Origin of the sequence: Pseudomonas sp. WAC2 (assembly GCF_030403525.1) — a bacterium.
In the GTDB taxonomy this organism is placed as follows: Bacteria; Pseudomonadota; Gammaproteobacteria; order Pseudomonadales; family Pseudomonadaceae; genus Chryseomonas; species Chryseomonas luteola.
The window spans coordinates 394407-421280 of the sequence record NZ_JAUEPD010000001.1; the positions used below are offsets into that span (position 1 = coordinate 394407).

Genomic DNA, 26874 nt, shown 5'->3' on the forward strand with positions numbered 1-26874 from the left:
TCATCGTACAACTATAGATTCCAGGGTACAACTCCCCTTACGCAGATTTTTTAATCAGCGTGAATTCTGGCCTGTTCCTACCTCTTCATTGGCTCGACGTAGTCGCTCGCGACTGTTGGTCAGATGCAGGCGCATCGCTGCACGTGCCGCATCAGTGTCCTGCCGAGCGATAGCGTTGTAGATGTCTTCATGCTCGCCATCCAGGCGCAGCTGATAGCGCTGCTGATCATCGTGAGCCAGATAAGCCGAGTTGAGACGGGTGCGGGGGATCAGAACGCTACTGAGGTAGGTCATGATGTCGCTGAAATAACGATTGCCCGTGGACATGGCGATCTGCAAATGAAACTGCAGATCGAAACTGACAGCCTCGGCAGGCTGCTCGGTGCGCGCCTTCATTTGATCCAGCAGACGACGCATCTCCTGAAGCTGCTCGTCATTTCGGCGCTGCGCCGCCAGGCCGGCAGCCTCAACCTCCAGACTGATTCGCAACTCAAGCATTGCCAACACATCACGCAAGGTTGTGATGGTAGCCGGATCGATGAATAGTGGCCCTTCGGCAGGCCGCTCAAGCACAAACGTACCGATCCCGTGGCGCGTTTCGACATGCCCTGCAGCCTGCAGGCGCGAGATTGCCTCACGAACCACCGTTCGGCTGACGCCCTGCTCCTGCATGATGGCCGACTCGGTCGGCAGCTTGTCGCCGGGTTTCAGGTCGCCGTCACGAATACGAGCTTTCATGACCTCGACAACGTTTTCGGCCAGACTGCGAGACTTTTTACGTGGGCGAGGAGTCACGTTACTGTTTTGCATAAGGGTTCATTCAGGGCGTCTTGGAAATATGAACCATAATAGCGTAACCGCGTTGTAGGATGACCCTATTAATCTAAAGTTGGGCACTTTCATAGACAGTAACGTCCTTGAGGATGCCCTCCTCCAGGCGCAAGATCCGCTGATGGAAGCGTTGCAGACTGCTTCGATGCCCTACGCTCACCAGCGTCGTATCGGGTAAGTGCTCTCGTAACAAGGTGTACATAGCCGTTTGATCACGCTCATCCAAGGCAGAGGTCGCTTCATCCAGAAACAGCCAGTGCGGTTGGTACAGGATAGCCCGAGCAATGGCCAGGCGCTGTTGCTCTCCAGGAGAGAGGCGCCGCTCCCAATGGTTAGCTTCGTCCATGACAGAAACCAGATGCGCCAGACGGCATTGCCTTAGCACACTCTCGAGGCGCTCTGGCGCATGCTGAACTTCCTCAGGATAATTCAACGCAGCCCTTAATGTTCCAATAGGCAGGTAAGGTCGTTGCGGCAGAAATAGGCATCGACCAATCGGAAGACTTACTGTCCCGCTACCATAGGGCCACAGCCCTGCGATAACTCGTAGCAGGGTGCTTTTGCCACCCCCTGAAGGACCGCTGATAAGCACATGCTCGCCTGACTCAATGCGGCCGCTGATAGGGTTGATCAGTGAGTGCTTCTGGTTGGCCAGCGAAACCTGGAGCCGGTCGAATACCAATGCATCCTCGCCGCGCTCCAGCGTAATGGCGGAAGCCTGAGCCTCATGCCTGTGCATGGTGTCGCGAAAACTCAGGATACGATCAGTTACAGCACGCCAGTTCGCCAATTGCAGGTATGCGTCAATGAACCAGCTCAAGCTGCCTTGAACGTTACTGAACGAGTCGCTGATCTGCATCATGTCGCCAAGCTGGATCTTGCCACTGAAATAGCGCGGTGCCGAAAGTACGGCGCCAATGATGACGGCAATCTGGGAGTAGCCAGAGGTAAAGAAGGTCAGACGCTTTTGATAGCGCATCAGCATCCAAAAGTTGTCCCAGACGTGCCCGAATCGTTCCTGGAGCCGTTGCTGCTCGTTCTGCTCCCCATTATAGAGTGCAATGCTCTCGGCATTCTCCCGGACACGGATCAACCCGAAACGCAGATCCGCCTCATAGCGCTGCTGCTGATTGCTAAGGCCAATCAACCGTCGACCAATGTAATGCGTCAGCACGGTGCCAATGGCGGCATACAGTACTGCAGCCCAGAACATGTAATGAGGAATGGTGATGCCAAACAGCTCGATACTGCCTGACATAGTGATCAGGATGACAGAAAAGGAAATCAGGCTGACAATGGTACGGATGAATCCCAACCCCAGAGAGAGCGTCATGTCCGTAAAGCTGTTCAGATCTTCGGCAATACGCTGGTCCGGGTTGTCTGCGCCCCCCTTCTGCTCCAAGTGATAATAGTTGCGGTGCCTAAGCCATAGCGAGAAATGCTGCTCGGTTAGCCAGCGTCGCCAACGGATGGTAAGCATCTGGGTCAGGTAAAGCCGGTATACGGCCAGCAGAATGAACAGGGCCGCCAAGCCGCAAAAATACAAAATAAGACGCGTAAAGGACTTCAGATCATGATTTTGCAGGGCATCATAGAAGTACCGGTTCCAGGTATTGAATACCACTGACAAGCCGACACCCGCCAGCGAAAGAGCTATCACAGCAACCAGCAACAGCCAGGCTTTCTTTCTTTCTTCACTGCGCCAGTAGGGTATCGTCAATGCCCAAACGCGGGACAAGAAATGGCCCTTGGTCGAACCATACACAGGCGGTACGGGAGTATCTTTTTCTCTCATCGCTCCAGCTCGGCAAGCACGTAATAACGTAACCAAAGGCCATCATAGGGCAGCCAAGCTGAATGGTTTCTGTCATGACAAACGTAACAAAAGATTTCTGTCCATTTTTTATCAATCCCCTTCCAGCCGGAAGGGGATCAGCTGATCAGCGGCGAACCGGACGCTTCTGCAACTTGCGCTGCAAAGTACGACGGTGCATTCCAAGTGCACGTGCCGTTGCCGAAATATTGCCGTCGTGCTCATTCAATACTCGCTGGATATGCTCCCACTGCAACCGATCAACCGACATCGGGTTTTCCGGCACCAGACTGTCCACATCGGCATGCTGGGAAAGTAGCGCGGTCAACACATCATCTGCGTCGGCAGGCTTGCACAGATAATTCGTAGCACCACGCTTGATCGCTTCGACCGCCGTGGCAATGCTGGAATAACCGGTAAGAATCACGACGCGCATGTCGGGATGCAGCTCAAGCAGCTTGGGTAACAGGACAAGGCCGGAATCGCCTTCCATTTTCAGATCCAGCACGGCGTAATCCGGCAGATCTTGCTTGGCCAGCTCGTAGCCCTCCTCTGCCGAGCCCGCAACCGATACGCGCAGCCCGCGACGATCCATGGCCCGTGCCAGGACGCGGGTAAAAGTGGCATCGTCGTCGACCAGCAGCAGATGGGGCTGCTCATCGTCATGTTGAATGTTTTCGCTCATTGTAATCCTCGCGACAGCAGTTCAGACCAATGGATACTGACGTGGCAGACGCAGCTCGGTCAGCGTGCCGCCTTCTTCATGGTTATACAGCTTCACTGTACCACCGACACGGGTCACACTCGCCTGACTCAAGAATAACCCTAGACCAAAGCCTTTACCCTTGGTCGTAAAGAACGGTTTACCGATCTGCTCGGCAATGGCCAGCGGTACACCCGGGCCACGGTCTCTGATGGACAGGCAAATTTCCGAGGCATTCCATGACAGGGTTACCAGCAGATTATCCGGACAGGCATCGGCAGCATTGTTCAGCAGGTTAAGAAGCGCCTGAGTCAGATCCGTGGGTGGAATCAAACGAGGCGCTGCGCCTACGCTTGGACATTCAAAGCGGTAACTGACCTCGGGCCTCATCAGATGCCAGCGGCTCAGTACGGCTTCCAGCCACTCCAGTGCCGTTTGCTCATGAATGGTCTGACGGCGATCCGCTTCAGCGGCGCGCACCAGTTGCTGCAGGGTTTCCTTACAGAGCTGAACCTGATCCTGTAGAAGCGACAGGTCTTCCTGCAGCTCAGCCTTATCGGTGTACTCCTGGCGGAGCTCCTTGAGCAGTACGCTCATGGTCGACAATGGTGTGCCCAGCTCATGGGCAGCGCCAGCGGCCTGCGTGGCCACCGCCAGCAGTTGCTGATCGCGCATCCCCTGCTCACGGCGCTGGGCCTGCAGCAGCTCTTGGTGGCGGAGCGCTTCAGCCATCTTGGCGACGAAAAAGGTGATCAGTGATGCCGATAGCGCAAAGCTCAGCCACATGCCGTAACTCAGAATCTCGCCACCTGGATTGATCAGAAGTTGCAGTGGCCGGAACCAGATCAGCATGAACGTGAAGCTGACCAAAGCAAGGCCCGCCAGCAGCAACGTGTAGAGCCAAGGCAAGGTTGCCGCCGCAATGGTCAGCGGCACCAGGTAGTAGGACACGAAGGGATTGGTTGCCCCTCCGGCATAGTAGAGCAGCACGCTGTGGATAAGCAGGTCGAAGGCAAGATGCGCCGCATACTCCTGCTCGGTTACAGGCCAGTCTCGACTCAGGCGCAGCGCGGTGATGCCGCAGAGTAGCGCGGACAGACCCAATGTGGCGCTGATGGCCAGCCACGGTAGCTCGACAATATCGGAGAGCCAGGCAGCCCCTACCGAACCGGCTTGAGCAGCCAGCACCAGTACGCGAATGAGAACAAGACGACCCAGGTTTTGACGACTAGCGGATAACCACTGCACAGGAGATTCAAACATGTATTTATCCAGGGGCGGCGAGTATAACGGTGGCTCTGGCCTATTTCTGTCTGCAAGGCGCGACATAGCGCCGCACAAACCCATAGGATAGAACGGAAGTCACTGTTAATGAACGAAAGGAGTCCATGATGCCTGTCTTTTCCCGTCTCGCCATTTCACCTGCCTTGACTAAACATTTAGCCAGGGGGGCCGCGTCGATCATGGCAGCCGGTGCACTGGTCAGTGTTTCCCATGCAGCGCAGGCCGAGGAGCCTCGTTACAACCAGATCAGCCTGCGCGCCGAAGTCAGCCAGGATGTTCCGCGAGACCGCATGCAGGTAACGCTTTACACCGAACAGCAAGGTAACGATCCTGCAAAACTGGCGGCGGACATCACCAAGGCGCTCAACGAAGGGGTTGAGGCTGCGCGCAAGGTCAATGGCGTTGAGATCAGTCAGGGAGGACGCAACAGCTTTCCGCTGTATGACGATAAACGCCAAACCATTACCGCCTGGCGCGAGCGTGGTGAACTTCATTTGCAGAGCAGTGACTTCGCCAGCCTTTCCCGCCTGACAGTCGACCTGCTGGGCACTCTCAAAATGGGCGGCATGACCTTTACTGTTGCTGACGAGACGCGCAAGAAAAGTGAAGATGCCCTGCTCAAGGAGGCCGTCAACGCCTTCAAGGCACGTGCTCAACTAGCAACCGATGCCCTGGGCGGTTCCGGTTACAAGCTTGTGAATCTCAACTTGATAACCAACAACGCTACTGGCCCTATGCCCATGATGAGAATGAAGACCATGGCTTACGCTGAAAGCGCACCCAGCCAGGATATCGAAGCAGGCACCAGCGCAGTGTCTATCACGGCCGATGGTGTCATTGAAGTGCAGACGCCCTAAATTAAAGCAAAGACCCCGCGTGCATCGCTCCAATTTGGTGCAAAACACACCTGCGGTAACACAATTTGGTGCTGTTACCGTAGGAACAGTTTCATTTTTCAGCTCTAGCACGCCTGTTTTTATATTTTTGCGACACAAACATTCAGCGTTACTCTACAACCTGCCGCTGACTCGTCAGTCATCCTATTACAGGCATATCTCCTGCATAGCGTCCGCCTAATGACCCAAAAAGTCTCAACTGTTTCTGTATGACTCAGACGTATCCATCGTCTGAGTCGACATCAGCCAACCGAGGTCTGCATGCATAAGAAGTTACTTTCATCTCTCATTGCGGCTGGTTTATTGGCCGGAACCTCATTTGCTCAGGCAGCCAGTAACCTGGTTTTCTGCTCTGAAGGCAGCCCGGCAGGCTTCGATCCTGCGCAGTACACCACCGGAACGGACTTCGACGCCTCTGCTGAAACCATGTTCAATGGCCTGAGCGAGTTCGAACGCGGCGGCACCAAAGTGCAGCCCGGGCTTGCAAGCAGCTGGGATGTCAGCGAAGACGGCAGGACCTACACCTTTCATTTGCGCAAGGGCGTGAAATTCCATACTACGGAATACTTCAAGCCGACCCGCGAATTCAACGCAGACGATGTAGTATTCACTTTCGAGCGCATGCTGGACAAGAACAGTGCGTTCCGTAAGGCCTACCCCACCGAGTTCCCCTATTTCACTGACATGGGCCTTGATGAAAACATCACTAAACTTGAAAAGGTGGACGACTACACGGTACGCATGACCCTGAAAGAGGTCGACGCGGCGTTCATTCAGAACCTGGCCATGCCATTCGCTGTGATCCAGTCTTCGGAGTACGCCAACCAGCTCCTCAAGTCCGGTCGGCCTAGTGACATTAACCAGAAACCTGTCGGAACAGGCCCATTTGTCTTCAGCCGCTACCAAAAAGATGCGGTCATTCGTTTCAAGGCCAACAAGGATTATTGGGATCCGGAAGAAGGTGCCAAGGTGGACAACCTGATCTTCTCGATCAGCTCCGACGCCTCGGTCCGCATGCAAAAGCTCAAGGCCGGCGAATGCCAGATTACCGTTTACCCACGCCCGGCCGACCTGGAAGGACTCAAGAGCGATCCCAACCTGAAGGTGCCTTCACAGCCCGGCTTCAACGATGGCTATCTGGCGTACAACGTTCAGCATCCGCCACTGGACAAGCTGGAGGTCCGCCAGGCGTTGGACATGGCTATCAATAAGAAGGCCATCATCGACGCGATCTACCAGGGCGCTGGCCAGATGGCGGTCAACGGTATGCCGCCGACCCAGTGGTCCTATGACAACAGCCTCAAGGATGCACCCTTCGACCCGGAAAAAGCCAAGGCGCTCCTCAAGCAGGCTGGCGTGAAGGAAGGAACGGAAATCACTCTCTGGGCCATGCCTGTTCAGCGTCCCTACAACCCGAATGCACGTCAGATGGCCGAGATGATCCAGCAGGATTGGGCCAAGGTAGGTATCAAGGCCAAGATCGTCAGCTATGAGTGGGGCGAGTACAACAAGCGCGCCAAGGCAGGCGAGCATGACACTCTGCTGATTGGCTGGTCCGGCGACAATGGTGACCCGGACAACTGGCTGGGCACCCTGTACGGCTGCGATGCCATCGGCGGTAACAACTACTCTCGCTGGTGCCAGCCGGAGTACGACAAGCTGATCAAGGCTGCCAAGCGCACCACCGATATGGATGAGCGGACCAAGCTGTATATTCAGGCTCAGCAGATCCTGAAACAACAGGTTCCGATTACGCCGATCGCGCACTCGACGGTATTCCAGCCGATGCGCAAGGAAGTCCAGGACTTCAAGATCAGTCCCTTTGGATTGAACGAGTTCTATGGCGTAAGCGTCAGCAAGTGATTGGCGGCGGAGCGTTCGTAGGGTAAAACCCCGAACGCTCCGCTTTACTTGACTGACGGGAATTCATCCATGCGTACGTCCTTCGCCCTCTCCTTTCTTACTGCAAGCCTGCTTGCAGCCGCTCCGCTCGCCCAGGCGGCTAGCAATCTCGTGTATTGCTCCGAAGCCAGCCCAGCCGGTTTCGACCCCGCTCAGTACACCTCCGGAACCGAGTTCGATGCGTCTGCCGAGACGGTATTCAATCGCCTGGTTCAATTCGAGCGTGGTGGCACTACCCTGACACCGGGGCTGGCCGAAAAGTGGGAGATTTCTCCAGACGGCAAGGTTTATACCTTTCATCTACGCAAGGGCGTGAAGTTTCATACGACCGACTACTTCAAGCCGACACGTGAATTCAATGCCGACGATGTCGTGTTCACGTTTCAGCGTATGCTCGATAAGGAGCACCCGTTCCGTAAGGCCTACCCGAGTGAATTCCCCTACTTCAGCGACATGGGCCTGGACAAGAACATCGCCAAGATCGAAAAGCGAGACGATTACACCGTTGTCTTTACGCTGAATCAGACCGATGCTGCCTTTGCCTCGGACCTGGCCATGAGCTTTGCCTCCATCCAGTCAGCCGAATATGCCGACCATTTGCTCAAGCAGGGCAAAGCGGCCGATATCAACCAATACCCGATTGGTACCGGACCTTTTGTATTCAGTCGCTACCAGAAGGACGCGGTCATTCGTTACAAGGGCAACAAGGATTACTGGAAGCCCGAGGACGTCAAACTCGACAACCTGATCTTTGCCATTACGACGGACGCCGCTACTCGCCTGCAAAAGCTCAAGGCGGGTGAGTGCCAGATCAGTGGTTATCCACGTCCGGCAGATATTGCCGAGGTCAGGAAAGACCCCAACCTGAAGGTGCTCCAACAACCCGGTTTCAACCTGGGCTATTTCGCCTACAACGTTCAGCATCCGCCGCTGGACAAGCTCGAAGTCCGTCAGGCATTGGATATGGCCATCAACAAGAAAGCCATTATCGATGCCGTCTACCAGGGCAATGGAAAGCTCGCCACCAACCCCATGCCACCGGCGCAGTGGTCCTATGACGACACGATCAAGGATGCCCCCTACGATCCGGAAAAGGCCAAGGCGCTGCTCAAGAAAGCAGGCATCAAGCAAGGCACACAGCTCAACCTGTGGGCCATGCCGGTCGTTCGCGCATCCAACCCCAACGCCCGCCTGTCTGCGCAGATGGTACAGGCGGACTGGGCCAGGATCGGCATCAAGGCCAACATCGTCACGTATGAGTGGGGCGAGTACATCAAGCGTGCCCGTCAGGGCGAACACGATGTAATGATCTACGGCTGGACCGGAGACAATGGTGATCCAGACAACTGGCTGGGCGTTTTATACAGCTGCGATGCCGTCAATGGCAGCAACTACTCCAAATGGTGCGATCCGGCCTATGACAAGCTGATCAAACAGGCCAAGATCAGCAATGATCGTGAGGAACGTATTCGCTTGTACAAGCAGGCGCAGCATGTGCTGAAGGACGCCGTGCCGATCACACCGATCGCCCATTCCATCGTTTATCAACCCATGCGCAAGGAAGTCCAGGACTTCAAGATCAGCCCCTTCGGGCTTAGCGCATTCTATGGCGTCAGCCTTGCCCGATGAGAGGCAGGCTGTCCTGTATTGCCGCCGGCGACGTGCTCGATCAGCACGCAGGCAGCCGGTTTGCCGGATTTCCTCTGGTGCGACGCTTTACCCCAGCGATGCCAGCGGACCCCGGCAGGGACACCTTCCGCCGATACCCATCGACGGGATTGCAAGCGGTTACAGTCGCAACCCGACTGTTACCGCCTCACCATGGAGCCTAACGAAAGATGAAAGCTGCATTCAGGCTGAACACCTGTCTGTTGGCGGTTGCGTTGGCAACGGCTGTACAGGCACAAGCCAAAACCTTGGTGGCATGTACCGAGGCCAGTCCGGAGACATTCGATCCGGCGGTTCACTCCTCGCGTTATACAGCCGATGCGGCAGATGAGCCTCTTTATAACCGGCTGGTGGAGTTCAAACCCGGCACGACGGAGCTTCAGCCGTCACTGGCCGAGCGGTGGGATATCAGCCCGGATGGTCTCCAGTACACGTTTTACCTGCGCAAGGGTGTTAAATTTCATAGCACCAGCTACTTCAAGCCTACCCGTGAGCTGACGGCCGATGATGTAATCTGGAGCTTCGAGCGTCAAATCGATCCCAAGCACCCCTGGCACGAATTAGCCAGCAAAGGCTTCCCCTTCTCCGACTCGATGGAGATGAGCAAGATCATCGACCATATTGAAAAGGTCGACGACCATACGGTGCGCTTTGTTCTTCAACATGAAGAATCGCCCTTCCTGGCTGATCTGGCCATGGGTTTTACCTCGATTCTCTCAGCTGAATATGCTGATCAGCTGCTCAAGAGCGGAAAAATCGACGATCTGGGGTTCAAACCGGTAGGTACGGGACCTTTTGTTTTCGAGCGCTACAGCCGCGACTCGCAGGTGCGCTACAAGGCCAACTCCAACTATTGGGACGGTGCGCCAGTAGTCGATCTGGTACAAGCCATCACACTGGACTCCAGCGTGCGCCTGCAGCGTCTGAAGCGAGGCGAATGCCAGATTTCACTGACCCCCAAGCCGTCAGACGTTCCGGCGTTAAAAAAAGACCCCAATCTGAAAGTGCTGAGCGTCGAGGAGCTGACCATAGGCTTCAATGCACTGAACGTAACGCACAAGCCACTCAGTGATGTGCGCGTCCGTCAGGCCATTGCCATGGCAACCGATCAGGAGGGTACGATCAAGGCCCTGTACGGTGAAGGCGCAGCCAAGCCGGTCTGGGGTCCCTATCCCCCTGCCATGCTGGGCTATAACACCGATATCAAACCCTGGCCGTATGACCTGGAAAAGGCCAGGCAGCTCTTGGCCGAAGCGGGCTACCCCAACGGGCTAGAGCTGACCTATATGAGTTCTACCGGGTCAGGCCCCTCGGGAAATACCTTGCGAGTCGCCCAGCTGTTTCAGGGAGACATGGCCAAGATCGGTATCAAGGTCAATATTCGTCAATATGAATGGGGCGAATTTGTTCGTCGTGGCAAGCAGGGTGAACACGATATCCTCAGCATGAGCTGGGTCAGCGACAATGCCGATCCGGACAACTTCCTGTCACCCAACCTCACCTGCTCGGCAGCCAAAAATGGCGAGAACCGCGCACGCTGGTGCAATGCCGAGTTCGACTCGCTGGTAGAGCAGGCTCGCCGTACCAGTAATCCGGACAAGCGCGCTGAGCTCTACCGCAAGGCCCAGGAGATCTTTCACAACGAAATCCCCTGGATTCCCACCTCACAGCCTGTGAGGAACGTTGTGACACGCAGCAACGTCAGCAGCTTTGTCATGAGCCCTCTGGGTAAAAACGATTTTTCAACTGTGCGCCTGGATTAAGCGCTTTTCCCAAAAAGAAGACGAGCCCGATCAGGCTGATCGAGGCTCGCTCTATGCCGTAGACCGGTTACAGACCTAGGAGCATCCCTATGCATGCATTAACACGAATCGCGCTTGCCGTGAGTCTGCTTAGCGCCGCCACTCTGGCTCAAGCCAAACCTCTGGTGGTATGTACGGAGGCCAGTCCCGAAGGCTTCGACATCGCTCAGTACACTGCAGCCACGACGGCTGACGCCTCAGCTGAGACGCTATTCGACCGCCTCGTAGACTTCAAGCCCGGCACTACCGACATCGAGCCTGGTTTGGCAGAGCGTTGGGACGTCAGCGAAGACGGCATGACCTACACCTTCCACCTGCGTAAAGGGGTGAAGTTTCAGACAACCGATTACTTCAAGCCCACACGTGAATTCAATGCCGACGACGTGATGTGGAGCTTCATGCGCCAATACGATGCCAAGCACACCTGGCACGACAAGGCGCAGCATGGCTTCCCCTATTTTGAGGCCATGGGACTGCAAAACCTGATCAAGTCGATCGATAAGGTCGACGACTACACGATCCGCTTCGTGCTCAATCGTCCGGAAGCACCTTTCCTGCGGGACATGGCGATGGGCTTTGCATCGATCTATTCGGCTGAATATGCCGCTCAACTGGAAAAAGCCGGACAGTTTGATCAGCTCAACTTCAAGCCGGTCGGTACCGGTCCGTTCATTTTCTCGCGCTATACCAAGGATGCTCAGGTACGTTTCAAGGCCAACCCCGAGTATTTCGAAGGCAAACCTCCAGCTGATGGCTTGGTCCTTGCCATCACCCTCGATAGCAATGTACGCCTGCAGCGCGTGAGAGCTGGTGAATGTCAGGTAGGCGTTTATCCTAAACCGGACGATATTCCAGCCATCCGCAAGGACCCGAACCTTAAGCTTGCTGAAGGCGAAGCACTGCTAATTGCCTATGTTGCCATGAACACCGAGCATAAACCGCTGAACGATGTGCGTATCCGTCAGGCCCTGAATCTGGCCTTTGACAAGAACGCCTACATCAAGGCCTTGTTTGGTGAAGGCAACGCTGTGCCTGCCGTCAATCCGTATCCCTCTACCCTTCTAGGGTATAACCGTGATATTCAGGACTGGCCCTACGACCCTGGAAAGGCACGGGAACTGCTGAAAGAGGCCGGCATGGAGAAAGGCCTCAAGCTGACCGTGTTTACACGTTCAGGCGGCGGCCCGACCAACCCCAACCCTGCGCTGGGTGCTCAAATGCTTCAGGCCGACCTGGCCAAGGTCGGCGTACAACTGGACATCCGCAATCTGGAGTGGGGTGAGCTGATTCGCCGAGCCAAGCAAGGCGAGCACGATCTGCTCTTCTTTGGCTGGGCAGGTGACAACGGCGATCCGGATAACTTCCTGACGCCTAACTTGTCATGTGATGCCGCAAAGTCAGGCGAAAACAGTGCACGCTGGTGCAACAAGGAGTTTAACGCCCTGTTGGACAAGGCTCGTACCAGCCAGGATGAAAATGAGCGAGCTGAGCTCTACAAGCAGGCTCAAGTGATCTTCCACAACGATGCGCCCTGGATCCCCCTGGCCTATCCCAAGCTGTTCAACGTCATGCGCAGCAACGTCGAGGGTTATCACCTGAGTCCCTTGGCCAACAACAACTTCGCTACAACGTACGCAAAATAAAAAGACGGAAACAGGCAGGGCGCGCTTCCCTGCCTCCGATGAGGAGTATTCAACCCCATGTTCAGTTTTATTGCCCGCCGCCTGGGCTTGCTGATACCGACGTTTTTCGGTGTCACGCTACTGACTTTTTCCCTGATTCGCCTGATTCCTGGCGATCCGGTAGAGGTCATGATGGGCGAGCGTCGCGTCGATCCGCAGATGCATGCCGAAGCACTGCATCGCCTCGGACTCGACAAGCCGCTCTACCAGCAATATTTCGACTATCTCAGCAACCTTGCCCACGGCAACCTGGGAGAGTCGCTGATTACCCGTGACAACGTATGGCACGAGTTCACCACCCTCTTTCCGGCCACCCTGGAACTGGCTCTCTGCGCCATGATCTTTGCTACCGTGCTGGGCCTTCTGGCCGGAGTGATCGCAGCGCTTCGCCGCGGTTCACTGTTTGACCACGGTGTGATGGGCATTTCCCTGACGGGCTTTTCCATGCCGATCTTCTGGTGGGGCCTTATCCTTATCATGTTCTTTTCGGTACAGCTCGGCTGGACCCCGGTGTCTGGCCGGATCGATCTGCTTTACGACATCGAGCCCAAAACCGGCTTTATGCTGATCGACAGCCTGTTGTCCGATGAAGAAGGCGCGTTCATGGACGCCCTCCACCACCTGATTCTGCCCTCTATTGTGCTAGGCACGATTCCCCTGGCAGTTATCGCACGGATGACGCGCTCCGCCATGCTGGAAGTGCTGCGAGAAGATTACGTGCGTACGGCTCGTGCCAAAGGCCTGTCGCCAGCCCGTGTCGTATTCATCCACGCACTGCGTAACGCGTTGATCCCGGTTCTCACCGTACTGGGCCTGCAGGTGGGCAGCCTGCTCGCTGGCGCCGTGCTGACCGAAACGATCTTTTCCTGGCCTGGTGTAGGCAAATGGTTGATCGATGCGATTTCCCGTCGCGACTATCCCGTCGTGCAGAACGGCATCCTGCTGATCGCCACCCTTGTCATCCTGGTGAACTTTGTCGTGGACATTCTCTACGGCTTTGCCAACCCCCGTATCCGCCATCAGCGCTAAGGAGGCCCTATGGAACGTACTTTGCCACAAGGCGCTCAGGTCGAAGATCAGGTTGTCCTCTATCCGTCTCCGTACAAGGAGTTCTGGAAAGCGTTTTCCCACAACAAGGGCGCCCTGGGCGGCCTGCTGTTCATGACTATCATCGTGATCTGCGCCCTGTTCGCCCCTTGGGTTGCACCCCACGATCCCAGCGAGCAGTTCCGTGAATTCCTGCTGACGCCTCCCTCCTGGCTGGAAGGCGGCACGACGCAGTTCCTGCTGGGCACTGATGAACTGGGACGCGACCTGTTGTCCCGCCTGATTCACGGCGCACGGCTGTCACTGATGATTGGTTTGGCCTCGGTAATCTGCTCGCTCATCCCCGGCATTCTGCTCGGGCTGATTGCAGGCTTTTCACCCACGCGAGCCGGCCCTTTCATCATGCGCCTGATGGACATTATGCTGGCCCTGCCATCGCTGCTGCTGGCGGTAGCCATCGTGGCAATTCTCGGCCCTGGCCTGTCCAACACCGTTATTGCCATTGCTATTGTCTCGCTGCCTTCCTACGTGCGCCTGACCCGCGCCGCCGTCATGGGTGAAGTGAATCGCGACTATGTAACGGCTGCTCGACTGGCAGGTGCCGGACGCCTGCGCCTGATGTTCGTCACCGTATTGCCCAACTGCATGGCGCCTCTGATCGTCCAGGCGACCCTGAGCTTCTCCTCGGCCATCCTGGACGCAGCGGCCCTGGGCTTCCTTGGCCTCGGCGTACAGCCACCCACCCCTGAGTGGGGCACCATGCTGGCATCAGCCCGCGACTACATCGAGCGCGCCTGGTGGGTGGTTACCCTGCCCGGCCTGACCATTCTTTTAAGCGTACTGGCTATTAACCTGATGGGTGATGGCCTGCGTGACGCCCTCGACCCTCGCCTGAAGGTGCAGTCATGACCGGCTTGCCAATTATTCTTTCGTTGTCTCGATGCGGCAGCCCATTGCCGATCGATTCCTGCTTATTGATCAAGGAGCAGCCATGAGCCTCCTGGAAATCCAGAATCTGAATGTCCGCTTTGGCGGTGAAGATGCCATCCCGGTCGTCGAAGGTCTCGACCTGACCATCGACCAGGGCGAAGTGTTGGCCATTGTAGGTGAATCCGGCTCCGGCAAGTCCGTGACCATGATGTCTGTGATGGGCCTAATCGATGCGCCCGGTAAGGTTACGGCCAATCGGCTGAGCTTTGCAGGCCAGGATCTGCTCAAGCTCAAGGGTCGTGCCCGGCGTCAGCTGATCGGCAAGGACCTGTCCATGGTCTTCCAAGACCCGATGACCGCCCTGAACCCCAGTTACACGGTGGGTTATCAGATCGAAGAGGTAATTCACCAGCACCTGGGTCTGCGAGGCCGAGAAGCCCGCCAGCGGGCGCTTCAACTGCTTGAGCGGGTGGAAATTCCAGCCGCAGCGAGCCGTCTTTCCGCCTACCCGCATCAGCTGTCCGGCGGCATGAGCCAGCGCGTGGCAATCGCCATGGCGATTGCGGCAGAGCCCAAGCTGCTGATTGCCGACGAACCGACCACAGCGCTGGACGTTACCATTCAAGCGCAGATCATGGACCTGCTGCTCAACCTTCAGCGTGATGAAGGCATGGCCCTGATCCTGATCACCCATGACCTTGCCGTAGTAGCTGAAACAGCTCAGCGGGTCTGCGTGATGTACGCCGGTCAGGCCGTGGAAACCGGCGTTGTGCCGGATATCTTTCAGGCACCCAAACATCCCTACACGGAAGCGCTGCTGGCCGCCATCCCCGAGCATAGCCTTGGCGAACGGCTCTCCACGCTGCCGGGTATTGTTCCCGGCCGTTACGATCGACCCAAGGGCTGTCTGCTGTCGCCGCGCTGCCCTTACGCACAGCCACGCTGTCTGGAGCGACCTGCCCTCGAGCCCTATACCCACGATGGTATCAGCGGCTCGGTCCGCTGCTTCTTCCCGCGCAACCTGAACCCTGCGCAGTGGCCGGAAGTCTTGCCGGAGTCCCAGCGTCCTAGTCATCTACCTGGAGAAGCCCATGGCCGCGCCTGATTTGAATACCAACGCTGCCAAACCAGCGGATAGCGTACTCACCGCCCGAGCATTGACACGTCATTACCATGTTTCCCGAGGTCTGTTCAAAGGCCAGGCCACCGTACGCGCCCTGAACGGTGTCTCGTTTGACCTCGTACCCGGCAAGACACTGGCGGTCGTTGGTGAGTCGGGCTGTGGCAAATCCACTCTGGCCCGTGCCTTGACGCTGATTGAGGAGCCGTCCTCCGGCTCGCTCAACATTGGCGGTCATGAGGTCAGTGGTGCCAGTGCAGAAGTTCGCAAGCAGTTGCGCCGCGATGTGCAGATGGTGTTCCAGAACCCTTACGCCTCGCTCAATCCACGGCAGAAGATCGGGGACCAACTGGCGGAGCCGCTGGTTATCAATACAAACCTGTCCCGTAGTGAGCGTCGTGACAAGGTACAGGCCATGATGCAGCAGGTGGGCCTGCGTCCTGAGCATTACCAGCGCTATCCTCACATGTTCTCTGGCGGCCAGCGCCAGCGGATTGCTGTGGCCCGCGCGATGATGCTCAACCCCAAGGTGCTGGTAGCGGACGAGCCGACGTCGGCTCTGGACGTTTCTATCCAGGCGCAAGTGCTTAACCTGTTCATGGATCTGCAGCAGGAGTTTCATACTGCATACGTCTTCATCTCACACAACCTGTCGGTGGTGCGTCATATCGCCGATGACGTGATGGTGATGTATCTGGGCTGTACGGCAGAAAAGGGGCCTCGCGATGCACTCTTTGAAAAGCCCTTGCATCCCTATACTCAGATGCTGCTTTCAGCCACGCCAAGCCTGCAACCGGACGCCAGCAAGCCACGCATCAAGATCCAGGGCGAGCTGCCGAATCCACTGGATCCGCCACCTGGCTGCGTGTTCCACCGCCGTTGCCCCTACGCAACTGAGCGCTGCAAGACAGAAGTTCCTGCCCTTCGTGATGTAGACAACCGTCAGGTTGCCTGTCATTACGCCGAAAACTTTCTTTGATCTAGGACAGCGCCAGACTTTTCAGTCTGGCGCCTACTCTCCTACGCTAATGGCCACCGGCACTTTTGTCGGTTGGCCTGCGTTTGCCTCAATTTCACTGAACTGCTAATCAATAAAAACAATCAAGTCAATTAGCGCTTAGTTTAATTAAACGATTGAGCCGTCTCATTCAGGCGTTAAGATCGCAAACTCTTTAAAGCATGGGAGTTAAAATGAAATCGCTGGCCAAGTTGATGGCGCCATTGATCGTGGCGATCGTCATTGCAGCCTTGCCGGTTCCCGAGGGGCTGGCACCGCACGCATGGCATTTCTTTGCTATATTTCTGGGCTGTGTGATCGGTCTGATCTTTGAACCCTTACCAGGTGCCGTCATCGGCCTGATTGGCGTAGTGGTTGCTGCGGTCCTGGCACCCTGGGCTCTCTTCTCGCCCGAGCAACTGGCACAGCCGGGCTTCAAGGTGGCCGACAAGGCCTTTACCTGGGCCGTTTCCGGCTTCACCAACTCTACAGTCTGGCTGATCTTTGGCGCGTTCATGTTTGCCCTGGGTTACGAGAAGACCGGCCTGGGTCGCCGTATTGCCTTATGGCTGGTTAAAACCATGGGCAAGCGTACCCTGACGCTGGGCTACGCCATCATGCTGGCGGATACCGTTCTGGCCCCCTTTACGCCCTCTAATACCGCACGCAGCGCTGGTACGCTCTATCCTATTCTACGTAACCTGCCACCGCTGTATGACTCGCACCCCAACGATCCCAGCATGCGTCGCATCGGCACCTACCTCATGTGGGTGGCGATTGCCTCAGCCTGTGTAACCAGCACACTGTTTCTGACAGGTATCGCCCCCAACCTGCTCGCCGTTGCCCTGGTGGAAAGCTCCACCGGCATTCGCATTACCTGGGGTGAATGGTTCATGGCCACCGCGCCGGTCGGCATCCTGCTGCTCGCCCTGTTGCCACTGTTGAGCTACTGGCTGTGCCCGCCCGAGTTGAAGTCCGGTGACGTAGTGCCCAAATGGGCTGCCGAGGAGCTGGCCAAGATGGGCAGCCTGACGCGCAACGAAGTCATTCTGCTGATTCTAGTCGTCCTGGCGCTGGCCATGTGGATCTTTGGTACTGCCGTTATTTCACCCGCGCTGGTTGGTATGCTCGTGATCAGTCTCATGCTGATTATCGGCATCGTGACCTGGAACGATATCCTTAGTAATAAAGCCGCCTGGAACACCTTTGCCTGGTTCGCCACCTTGGTAGCTCTCGCAGATGGCCTGAACATGGTCGGCTTTGTGAAATGGTTCGGTATGCTGATGGCCAACTACCTGGGCCACTTCGATCCTACTGTGGCGATGGTCCTGCTCACGATTGCCTTCTACCTGCTGCACTACTTCTTCGCCAGTGCCACCGCGCATACCACGGCTCTGCTACCGGTTATGGTGGCCGCCGCCGCCAGTATTCCTGGCATCGACATGCATACCTTCGTATTGCTGCTTCTGCCCACCATCGGCATCATGGGCATCATTACGCCCTACGGTACCGGCCCTAGCCCGGTTTACTACGGCAGCGGTTATCTGCCTGGACCGATGTGGTGGCGCCTGGGTGCCATCTTTGGCTTCCTGTTCCTGGCTGCATGGCTGGGGATCGGCACGCCCTGGCTGCTGATGACGCGCTAAGCCGCTACGCTTTCGCGTCAGTCCATGGAAAAATGCGGCGCTTAACAAGCGCCGCATAGCTATCCACCAGCCATGCGGCCATCAGGAGCCCTGCATGGACCTTTCCGAACTTACTGCCCGCCTGCACGCCATTCGCGATGCCAATCAATGGCGCCGCTATCACAGCCCGAAAAACCTGGTTATGGCTGCCGGTGTTGAGATGGCCGAGTTGGCTGAAATCTTCCAGTGGAAGACCGAAGAGGAATCCCGCCATTTAACGGCTGATCACCTCGAGCATGCCGGCCAGGAGATTGCAGACGTCGTGCTCTACCTGCTGCAACTCTGCGCAGAACTCGGACTCGACATGGAGACAATCACTCGCGCCAAGCTGGCCGATAACGAGCGGCGCTTCCTGCCATGACCGATACCTTTTTCGATGACCGCGCCATCCGTTTCGCCGAAAAGATCTATGGCAATGCCAAAGGCGCCATCCGGCTGGCGGTACTCCAGGCCGACCTGAAGGAAGCCCTGCCTGAACGCTCGCTGCGGGTTCTGGATATTGGAGCAGGACTAGGCCATATGGCGCTCTGGCTGGCTGAACAGGGTCACTCCGTCACACTGGCAGAACCTTCAGCCCCGATGCTGGAGGGTGCTCGCCAACGCTTCGCCGAGGCTGGCCTTGAGGCAACGTTTATCGAGGCGCCCTGGCAGGAACTGAGCGAGCAGCTCACGACTCGCTTTGACTTGGTCATCTGCCACGCCGTACTGGAATGGCTGGCCGAGCCACATACGATTCTGCCAGTCCTCTCGCGCCTCACGGCTCCGGATGGTCTGCTTTCACTGGCGTTCTACAACCGGGACGCGCTGATCTACCGGAACCTGCTCAAAGGCCATTTCAAAAAGCTCAAGCGCCAGGAATATGCGGGCGAAGGCAAAGGTTTGACACCTCAACAGCCACTAGACCCACGAGAGCTGGAGCGCGCCATGAGCAGTCGCTGGCAGATCGTGACCCGAAGTGGCGTTCGTGTTTTTCATGACTACATGCCAGTCGAGTTTCAGGGTAAGGTCAACGAAGCCGATCTGATCGAAATGGAGTTGGCCCATCGACGGCACCCTACATTTGCCGGGCTTGGTCGTTATCTGCACTGGATCTGCCAACCCGGCGCGTTAGAGGAGTGATCTATGCGTCGCCTGTTTGCCTGCGTGGTTATCAGCCTGGGGCTGGCCGCCTGTCAGAGCCAGAATCCCTATATAGCCAGCGCCCTGCCTGAGCTTGCTGCGCCAGCACCTGCTGTTCCGGCACGCATCGACCCGGGCAGCTATCCAGCAGCCCCGGTCGACTATGGCCGCTACCGGAGCTGGGCCTGGTCACCCGAGGGCATTCGTGCCAGCGGTGATTCCTCTCAATCAATGGATACCAGCACTCTTCAGGAGGCCATCAGCGCCCAGCTCGATCAGCGAGGACTCCGACCCGCACCAACCGGCACGCGGCCCGATCTCTACGTGAGCGCAACGGTGAGACAGGAGCAGCGCGTCGTATACGATACCGATTATTACGGAGGTGGTGTCGGCTATGGCGGCGGCTATCCGTATGGCTACGATCGCTGGGGCACGTATGGCGGAACAGGCTACAGCCAGACTCGCCCTCGGTACTATCAGGTTCAGGTGCTGAACATTGAGCTGATCGATGCACAGAGCCGCAAGAGAATATGGAGTGGCAGCGCCGAGGAACGGGGCGGCAATGATCAGAGCGCCCGGGCCCAGGCGATCCGCGAAGCCGCTCGTCGCGCGCTGGAGCAGTATCCACCGCATCAAAGATAAAGCGCATACGGCTTGGTCCCATGAGTAGTTATTGTTTCTTTTAAACGCCCCTGGTCGGAGAATGATCATGATCCGTCGTTTGCTTGTTATCGCGTTTACGCTTGCCCTTGCCGCGTGCGAGACCAATACCGTCAACCGGGACTATGATCCCTCCCGTGACTATGCGGCCTACCGAAACTGGACCTGGGCCCAGCCTGCCGTCTCGTACAAGCCTGAAGACCCGCGGCTGAAAAGTGACTTGACCGAGCAGCGCATCAAGAATGCCGTAAGCGGCCAGCTTGAGCAGCGCGGCTTACGCCCTGCCGCAGCGAACGGACAGGCAGACCTGAGGGTTCGGGCCTATCTGTTCACGGATGAGTGCCAAGGGCAAACCATGCGCACCGATCCTTATTGGGGTGGTCCCTGGGGATACTGGGGCCCTTGGGGTGGCGGCTATACCCAGACCCAGACCTTTACCTATCAGGTAACTACGCTGCAGATCGACCTGCTCGATGGCCGGGACGGAAAACTGGTATGGCGTGGCAGCACCGAGGTGTCATCTGACCAGACAGCTGATACCCCTGCGCAGCGTACTGCTGCCATCCAGACAGCTGTCGGCAAGATCCTGTCGCAGTACCCACCTCACTGATGAATAACAAACTGACACATCGCGCGGCCACCCTTGATGATTTGCAGGCCGTGTGTCACTTTCCGCAAAGTCGTGAAGAGCTGTTTTACAGCTATCCCACAGCTCAGTGGCCACTAACAAGAGACCAACTGGCAGAGGCATACGCCAACCGCCAGGGCAGCACGGTTGTATTGCTGAACAATCGTCTGGCTGCATTCGCAAACTTCTTTCGCTGCCAACCAGGCGAACGGTGCGACTTAGGCAATTTAATGGTGGCACCCTGGGCACGACGCATGGGCATAGCGCAACACCTGATCGGAGTAATGGAGCAGCAAGCCTGCCAGCAGCATGGCGTGCGTTTTCTGCATGCTGCCTGTTTCAGCAGCAATACGCCGGGCCTGTTGCTCTATACCCATTTGGGCTATTTGCCGGTATCCATTGATGAGCGACGCGATTCCTCCGGACAGCGAACAGCCCTGATACACCTGCGAAAACGTCTCTGAATGCCTTACCCGCTACATGCGGGCCAGCATGGCAAAGTCGCCGCCTATCTGCATAGGCGCTGCGCAACCGTAGGGCTCATATCCATACATACAGTCTGTCGAAGCGGCTGTAGAGGCTTCAGTCGATGGAGTCGAAGCTGGGTCAAGGCCAAGCCCACCCAGCAACACCGCTAACAAGGTCAGAAAAAGAAAGGCCGCGCCGGCTCTCGTCTTCATACGTCACCTCCACTGCATAGGCTGACAGCCTGGCGCCAGCAGAACAGGAGGCGTCACGCGCTGCCTTGTCCTATCCAGTATAGATAAGATTCAGAAAAGCAAAGTCAGGCCAGAACATTCAGTCTAAAAGAAATGGCGGAAGGCAGTGAGAGTCGAACTCACCCGGGAACGGCTGCCGTCCCCAACCGGGTTTGAAGCCCGGCCGCGCCACCGGGCACGATTGCCTTCCATCAATCAACTCGCCTGTTCGACCTGAGCAGCCAGTGCGCTGTCTGGACGGATCTTGCGTTCATCACCCATACGGCGAGTCAGACCGATCCGGTCGAAGAATTCGAGTATCTGGATTGTGCGCTTACGTCCGATCCCTAGACCATCCCTAAACGCGGCTGCACGAATGATCCCCTCTTCGCGCTCAAGACGCAACGTCAATTGCACTAAATGGTTTATCGTATTTTCAGGATAGAAGAGATCCTTGACGATCTGCTGCAGCTGTCCCAGGCGTGCCAGCTTGCGTAGCAGATGACGAACCCCTGCTTCGTCCTCACCAATTTCCCGGGCCAGATCACGTACCCAGGGGGGATCAAAGCGGCCTGCTTCGAGAAGAGGCCAGAGCTTTTCTTTCAGCGCCTCTTCGGCCTCGGTCAGACGAACCCGATGGCCCGGCAGGTGCAGCCACGGCCCGCTCGCCTCGATCTGGCTGGACGCCATCAGGCTTTCCAACAACGCAATGAACACAGGCCGCTCCAGTTGCGGCAAGGCAAAACGACGTAATCGATCACGATCAGGCCCTAGCTCATCGGGCTGTTCGACATGAAAGGCTCCGAGCCGCTCCAACAGCGTAGACTGCAAGTGCTGCCAGCGGGTCGCATCGAACAGACGGATACCCTGTCGGGTAGCAACTTCCATGACATGTTCAGGCAGTTGCCAGCGCGCCCTCGGTCGATTGAACTGGCGTTCCAGCATGGCAGGCGCTACGCCATTGTCCGCCTGTTTGAGCAACTCCGGCAGTGCGTCCTCAAAGGAGCCCTGACGCAATGCCTCAAGCTGTGCCAGACGTGTGAGGGTACGCCGATTGCGGGCAGGCCCGAAAGGATCCAGCACACGCCCACCGCCAATGGTTCGCTGCGCGGATTGGTCCCGCAGCACCAGATGGTCACCATGAGCAGCCTGTAGCGGCGAGTTGAGCACCAGCTGCGCCAGTGTGCGCCCACCAGGCGTCAATACACCCTCATCCTCCAACAGCGCCACCCGACCGGTCAAATTCTGGGCGCCCAGATGCACATGGACAGGGGTCCAGTGGGCCAGCGCCTTACCTTCGCTGCCAAGCAGGTGCAAATCAATATCGACACGGGTAGACGGCGCGTGGAGGGCTTCATCGAGCAGCCAATCGCCTCGCCGGATCTGTTCGACATTGAGCCGCTCACCCGCCAGGTTTACTGCCACACGCTGCCCTGCGTGGGCAATCTGGGCCTCTCGATTTTGCGCATGCAGGCCGCGCACGCGCACGCGACGCCCCAGCGCGCCCAATAACAACTCATCTCCGACTGCAACACGACCGTCGAAAGCCGTTCCCGTGACCACCACCCCGGCACCCGAGACGCTGAAGACACGGTCGACTGCAAGCCTGAAATACCCTTGGTCGCTGCGGGCCAGTGCCTGTTCAGCCTGATCCAGAAGCGCTGCACGCAGTGCCTCGATACCCACTCCCGTCTGGCTGGAGACCGGAAATACCGGAGCCCCAGCAAGGGGGCCGTCTGCTAACAATGCATCAATTTCTTCCCGTACCGCGTTAACACGCGCAGCCTCAACCCGATCCGTTTTGGTCATGGCGACCATCGCACGGCGTATGCCCAGCAATTCAACAATGGCCAGATGTTCGCGTGTTTGTGGCATCACACCGTCATCGGCAGCCACGACCAGTAACACCAGATCAATTCCGCTGGCCCCGGCCAGCATGTTATGAACAAACCGCTCGTGGCCGGGAACATCGATAAACCCGGTCAGCTCTCCATTCCCCAGATCCGAGTAAACGTACCCCAGGTCAATGGTGATGCCTCGCTCCTTTTCCTCACGACGACGATCGCCCTCCACCCCCGTCAGGGCTCGGATGAGGGACGTCTTGCCGTGGTCGATATGGCCCGCTGTTCCAACGATCATGCGTCCCACTCCCCAACCGATAGCGCTCCCAGCTGCCCCAGAAAGCCGGCCTCGTCATCGAGCTGACGCAGATCAAGCCAAAGCGCATCGTCATCGATACGTCCAATCACAGGGATAGGCAGCTGTCGCAAGGCCTCTTCCAGCAGACGCAGCGCACGGCCTCGCAGGCGCTTGGAGCTATTCGGCCGCATGCACAACGCTGCGCTGGGCAGACGAGCCACCGGCTGGGTACCACTGCCGATCATGCCGAGCGTAAGCTCACTCGTCACCTGCCAACGCTCGCCCAGTGCTTGAGATAAAGGACGCATTACCCGCTGAACCTGACTATCAATATCCCCCTGGCCACGGGAGAGTAATCTGAGGCTGGTCAGCTTTTCACCCAAACGATCCGGGTCTCGATAAAGCGCCAACACCGCCTCAAGTGCAGCCAAGGTGATCTTGTCGACTCGCAAAGCACGTTTGAGGGGGTTTTTCTTGATGCGGGCAATCAGGTCCTTATGCCCGACGATAATTCCACACTGCGGACCACCGAGCAGCTTATCGCCGCTAAAGGTCACGATGTCAGCGCCATCGCGTAGCGCTTCCTGGACGGTTGGCTCCTTGGGCAATCCCCAACGGGTGAGGTCTACCAGAGAGCCGCTCCCCAAATCCTCCAGTAAGGGGACTTCATAGGCGCGAGCAATAGAGGACAGTTCGGGAGTTGCCACACTGCTGGTAAACCCCTGCACAGTGTAGTTACTCGTGTGAACACGCATGAGCAGCCCGGTACGCTCGGTAATGGCGCTCTCGTAATCCTTGGTGTGGGTACGGTTGGTCGTACCCACCTCGACCAGCCTTACATTGGCGCGCGCCATGATATCCGGAATACGAAAAGCGCCACCGATCTCGATCAACTCGCCACGCGAAATGATGCCTTCCTTGCGAGCGCCAAGACTGTTAAGGGCAAGCAATACGGCGGCGGCATTGTTGTTGACCACCGTCACCGCTTCGGCGCCGGTCAGCTCACGGATCAATCCCGCAATCAGGTCGTCGCGGTCACCGCGCTTGCCGGTATTGAGGTCAAACTCAAGATTGAGCGGGTAGCGAGCAGCTAGGGTCATCGCATCGATGGCCTCTTCAGGCAGCAGCGCACGCCCTAGATTGGTATGGAGAACAGTTCCAGTCAGGTTGAATACGCGTCGGACCTGACGCTGGTTTCGGACAGCCAATCGCTCCCCGGCCCGGCCTGTCAGAACGGCCTCATCGACATCCGCCTCGCTGATCTGTCCCTGTCGAAAAGGCTCACGCAGCTCATCGAGCAGCTCGCGAAAGGTCTTGAGCAATGCTTCACGACCATAGCGGTCCAGGAGCGATGTCGCAGCGGGATGACGTAACAGACGATCAACAGAAGGCAAACGGACGGCTGTCATGCAGGCCTCATAACAAGAACATGAGCCTGGAGTTTACAACCGGATGCAGCATCGCGCATGCGCACGTAGCAAGACCAACACTTCAGCCCTGTAAAAGAAAGGCTGGCAGAGCCCGCCGCTATAAGCGAAGCGGACTCTGTTTATCAGGAATCAGCCGCCGGGAGCCAGCAGCAGATTAGGGGCCTGACGGTGATAACCTTCCTGATCGAGCCGCATGTCTAGCGCCAAGCTGGCCAGATCGGCTGACACGGCCTCCGCCTCGGTATCATGCTCCAGATACAGCAGCTTGAGGTAGGTTTCGCAGCTGGGACAAGCTTCCGCTCGCAGCGGTGCCTTTTCGGCCAGGACCGCATCGTTTTCCAGCGAGAAGTAACCCAACTCCTTGCTGTTTTCGCACTGGGTGCACTTTACCCGCACGTAATGCCATTCACACGAGCACAGTGAGCAACTCAGGTAGCGAAGACCATTGAGCTTGCCGCGGTGACGAATTACACCGGCAACCGGTAGTGAGCCACAGGCTGGGCAATGGGTCTGGCTTTTGGATTCACGAAACTTGTCCGTCTCGATCTGAAACAGCCAATTTGTCCAGGCAACCTGTAGCGCTGCGCCCAGGAAAGGCACCAGTGCCGCTGGAACCTGGTCGTACTGCCCGCTGACCAAGGCAATTGCCCACACTTTGCGCTGCCCGGCGTCCGCTGTACGAATCTGCTCAAGCGCTTCCTGCACGGCAGTATTGCCTTCAGGCACCTGATACACCTTCAGTACGGCGTCTAGAACACCTAGCCACGCCTCTTCGCGGACCAGCGTATCGCAGCTCAGCGGGGGCAGGCCGTGATGCTGGCTCTGCTCAATCCGCTTAGCCTCCAGCGGAAGGTTTTCCAGGTTGTCGAAAACCTGCTGCTGAGCACGGCAGATGCCACTGACAAGCAGCAAGTAATCACGGAGCGGGTTACCGTCCGCCAACTTTTCCAAACGCTCGGCACGGTAGCTGAACGCATTTTTCGGCGGCAGGTTGATGAAGGGAGGCGTTACGGCTGAGGCTTCGATCTGCCCCGGTTCGAGAATCTGACCTGACACGCAGGAAACCTCTTCGGTAATGGGAGCCGCCACAGACCTCCTGGTCCGTGGCGGCGACAACCATGCCAGGCATGGCTACACGTTTGACGCCTGTTCATGGCCTGCCGAAACAGGCCATGAAGGGGCTTTTACTTCTTGTCTCGCGTGATGTCCTTGTACCAGAGCGAGTGATGCTTCTTGGCCCACAGGAGGCTGACCTTACCGTGCAGCATGGCACCAATCGAACCCTTGATCCAGATACCGGCATAGATATGCACGATGATCGACAGGATCAACAGGAACGCTGCAGCCGCATGGGCCAGTGCCGCCAGACGGATGCCACCAATCGGGAAGAAATGGCTGAAGTACTCACGCCAGATCACGATCCCGCTGAGCATCAGTACCAGCATGGAAGCCAGCAGCACCCAGAACAACACTTTCTGTCCCGGATTGTACTTGCCGATTTCGGGCAACTTGTCTTCCCGGTTGTTCAGCACGTCACCGATCTGCTTGACCCACTGCATATCCCGCTTTTCCAGGATATTGTGATGCCAGAAGCGGATCACGAGTCCCATGAAGAACAGGAACATCGCCACGCCCATGAAGGGATGAAGAATCCGTGTCCACGGTCCGCCGCCGAACAGGTTGGTCAGCCAGAACAGCGCTGGATGGAACAGCGCCAGCCCCGACAGGCCTGCCATGAAGAACAGTATAGCCACCGCCCAGTGATTGGTGCGCTCACTGGCACCGTAACGAACGATCTCTTTTTTCATTTGAAGGCTCCTGGAGCGTCTCCCCCGCCTGC

General features: G+C 57.2%; 24 protein-coding genes and 1 tRNA gene. 15 read left to right on the forward strand and 10 right to left on the reverse strand.

Annotation, left to right across the window (positions count from 1 at the left end):
• Positions 1–54: 54 nt before the first annotated feature.
• The 4 genes from QWJ10_RS01880 to QWJ10_RS01895 form a co-directional block, all read right to left on the reverse strand.
• Entirely contained in the window at positions 55–810 is a 756-nt protein-coding gene (locus QWJ10_RS01880) for a FadR/GntR family transcriptional regulator (protein ID WP_010797260.1), read from the reverse strand.
• Positions 811–883: 73 nt separating this feature from the next.
• Complete coding sequence (locus tag QWJ10_RS01885; protein ID WP_289923957.1) at positions 884–2626, reverse strand: ABC transporter ATP-binding protein/permease; 1743 nt, start codon at positions 2624–2626, stop codon at positions 884–886.
• 145 nt (positions 2627–2771) lie between these two features.
• The gene (locus tag QWJ10_RS01890) at positions 2772–3329 is read right to left on the reverse strand and encodes a response regulator transcription factor (RefSeq protein ID WP_010797258.1); all 558 of its coding nucleotides are present in this window, start codon (positions 3327–3329) and stop codon (positions 2772–2774) included.
• Positions 3330–3350: 21 nt separating this feature from the next.
• Positions 3351–4610, reverse strand: coding sequence for an ATP-binding protein (locus QWJ10_RS01895; RefSeq protein ID WP_122043333.1), 1260 nt, complete (start codon positions 4608–4610; stop codon positions 3351–3353).
• Positions 4611–4738: 128 nt separating this feature from the next.
• Here QWJ10_RS01895 and QWJ10_RS01900 point away from each other — a divergent pair, with 128 nt between their 5' ends.
• The 15 genes from QWJ10_RS01900 to QWJ10_RS01970 all read left to right on the forward strand — a co-directional run bounded on the left by QWJ10_RS01900 (position 4739) and on the right by QWJ10_RS01970 (position 21231).
• Entirely contained in the window at positions 4739–5488 is a 750-nt protein-coding gene (locus tag QWJ10_RS01900; protein WP_289923962.1) for an SIMPL domain-containing protein, read from the forward strand.
• A 300-nt stretch (positions 5489–5788) separates the two neighbouring features.
• Positions 5789–7390: an ABC transporter substrate-binding protein gene (locus QWJ10_RS01905; protein WP_289923964.1), complete on the forward strand. Its 1602-nt coding sequence runs from the start codon at positions 5789–5791 to the stop codon at positions 7388–7390.
• Between the two features lie 69 nt (positions 7391–7459).
• A complete protein-coding gene (locus QWJ10_RS01910; protein ID WP_019366864.1) occupies positions 7460–9058 on the forward strand; it encodes an ABC transporter substrate-binding protein in 1599 nt (532 codons plus the stop codon).
• A gap of 209 nt (positions 9059–9267) precedes the next feature.
• On the forward strand, positions 9268–10860 hold the full coding sequence (locus QWJ10_RS01915) for an ABC transporter substrate-binding protein (protein WP_289923968.1): 1593 nt from the start codon (positions 9268–9270) through the stop codon (positions 10858–10860).
• An 89-nt stretch (positions 10861–10949) separates the two neighbouring features.
• Complete coding sequence (locus QWJ10_RS01920; protein WP_289923970.1) at positions 10950–12542, forward strand: ABC transporter substrate-binding protein; 1593 nt, start codon at positions 10950–10952, stop codon at positions 12540–12542.
• Between the two features lie 57 nt (positions 12543–12599).
• A complete protein-coding gene (locus QWJ10_RS01925; protein WP_010797251.1) occupies positions 12600–13610 on the forward strand; it encodes an ABC transporter permease subunit in 1011 nt (336 codons plus the stop codon).
• A gap of 9 nt (positions 13611–13619) precedes the next feature.
• Positions 13620–14537, forward strand: a complete 918-nt coding sequence (locus QWJ10_RS01930; RefSeq protein WP_010797250.1) for an ABC transporter permease subunit — start codon at positions 13620–13622, stop codon at positions 14535–14537.
• Between the two features lie 82 nt (positions 14538–14619).
• On the forward strand, positions 14620–15663 hold the full coding sequence (locus tag QWJ10_RS01935) for an ABC transporter ATP-binding protein (protein ID WP_289923974.1): 1044 nt from the start codon (positions 14620–14622) through the stop codon (positions 15661–15663).
• The gene (locus QWJ10_RS01940; protein WP_010797248.1) at positions 15650–16657 is read left to right on the forward strand and encodes a peptide ABC transporter ATP-binding protein; all 1008 of its coding nucleotides are present in this window, start codon (positions 15650–15652) and stop codon (positions 16655–16657) included. Before QWJ10_RS01935 ends, QWJ10_RS01940 begins: the two co-directional genes overlap by 14 nt.
• Positions 16658–16869: 212 nt before the next feature.
• Positions 16870–18321, forward strand: coding sequence for an anion permease (locus tag QWJ10_RS01945; protein ID WP_122043340.1), 1452 nt, complete (start codon positions 16870–16872; stop codon positions 18319–18321).
• Positions 18322–18415: 94 nt separating this feature from the next.
• Entirely contained in the window at positions 18416–18721 is a 306-nt protein-coding gene (locus tag QWJ10_RS01950) for a nucleotide pyrophosphohydrolase (RefSeq protein ID WP_019366870.1), read from the forward strand.
• A complete protein-coding gene (locus tag QWJ10_RS01955; protein ID WP_010797245.1) occupies positions 18718–19479 on the forward strand; it encodes a methyltransferase domain-containing protein in 762 nt (253 codons plus the stop codon). The genes QWJ10_RS01950 and QWJ10_RS01955 overlap by 4 nt, the downstream gene beginning before the upstream one ends.
• 3 nt (positions 19480–19482) lie before the next feature.
• The gene (locus QWJ10_RS01960) at positions 19483–20121 is read left to right on the forward strand and encodes a DUF4136 domain-containing protein (protein WP_289923982.1); all 639 of its coding nucleotides are present in this window, start codon (positions 19483–19485) and stop codon (positions 20119–20121) included.
• A 67-nt stretch (positions 20122–20188) separates the two neighbouring features.
• Entirely contained in the window at positions 20189–20749 is a 561-nt protein-coding gene (locus tag QWJ10_RS01965; protein ID WP_289923983.1) for a DUF4136 domain-containing protein, read from the forward strand.
• A complete protein-coding gene (locus QWJ10_RS01970) occupies positions 20749–21231 on the forward strand; it encodes a GNAT family N-acetyltransferase (RefSeq protein WP_289923985.1) in 483 nt (160 codons plus the stop codon). The genes QWJ10_RS01965 and QWJ10_RS01970 overlap by 1 nt, the downstream gene beginning before the upstream one ends.
• A gap of 12 nt (positions 21232–21243) precedes the next feature.
• Here QWJ10_RS01970 and QWJ10_RS01975 read toward each other — a convergent pair whose 3' ends face one another.
• From QWJ10_RS01975 to QWJ10_RS02000, 6 genes are all read right to left on the reverse strand, one after another.
• The gene (locus QWJ10_RS01975) at positions 21244–21447 is read right to left on the reverse strand and encodes a hypothetical protein (RefSeq protein ID WP_289923987.1); all 204 of its coding nucleotides are present in this window, start codon (positions 21445–21447) and stop codon (positions 21244–21246) included.
• 133 nt (positions 21448–21580) lie between these two features.
• A tRNA-Sec gene (locus tag QWJ10_RS01980) sits at positions 21581–21676 on the reverse strand.
• Between the two features lie 5 nt (positions 21677–21681).
• Positions 21682–23604 (reverse strand): selenocysteine-specific translation elongation factor, encoded by a 1923-nt coding sequence (selB, locus tag QWJ10_RS01985; RefSeq protein WP_289923989.1) that lies wholly within the window; start codon positions 23602–23604, stop codon positions 21682–21684.
• Entirely contained in the window at positions 23601–25013 is a 1413-nt protein-coding gene (selA, locus tag QWJ10_RS01990; protein ID WP_289923991.1) for an L-seryl-tRNA(Sec) selenium transferase, read from the reverse strand. The genes selB and selA overlap by 4 nt, the downstream gene beginning before the upstream one ends.
• Before the next feature lie 150 nt (positions 25014–25163).
• Positions 25164–26090 carry a formate dehydrogenase accessory protein FdhE gene (gene fdhE / locus QWJ10_RS01995; protein ID WP_026004089.1) on the reverse strand — a complete coding sequence of 309 codons (927 nt, stop codon included), beginning with the start codon at positions 26088–26090 and terminating at the stop codon, positions 25164–25166.
• 128 nt (positions 26091–26218) lie between these two features.
• Complete coding sequence (locus tag QWJ10_RS02000; protein ID WP_010797237.1) at positions 26219–26842, reverse strand: formate dehydrogenase subunit gamma; 624 nt, start codon at positions 26840–26842, stop codon at positions 26219–26221.
• Positions 26843–26874 lie beyond the last annotated feature (32 nt).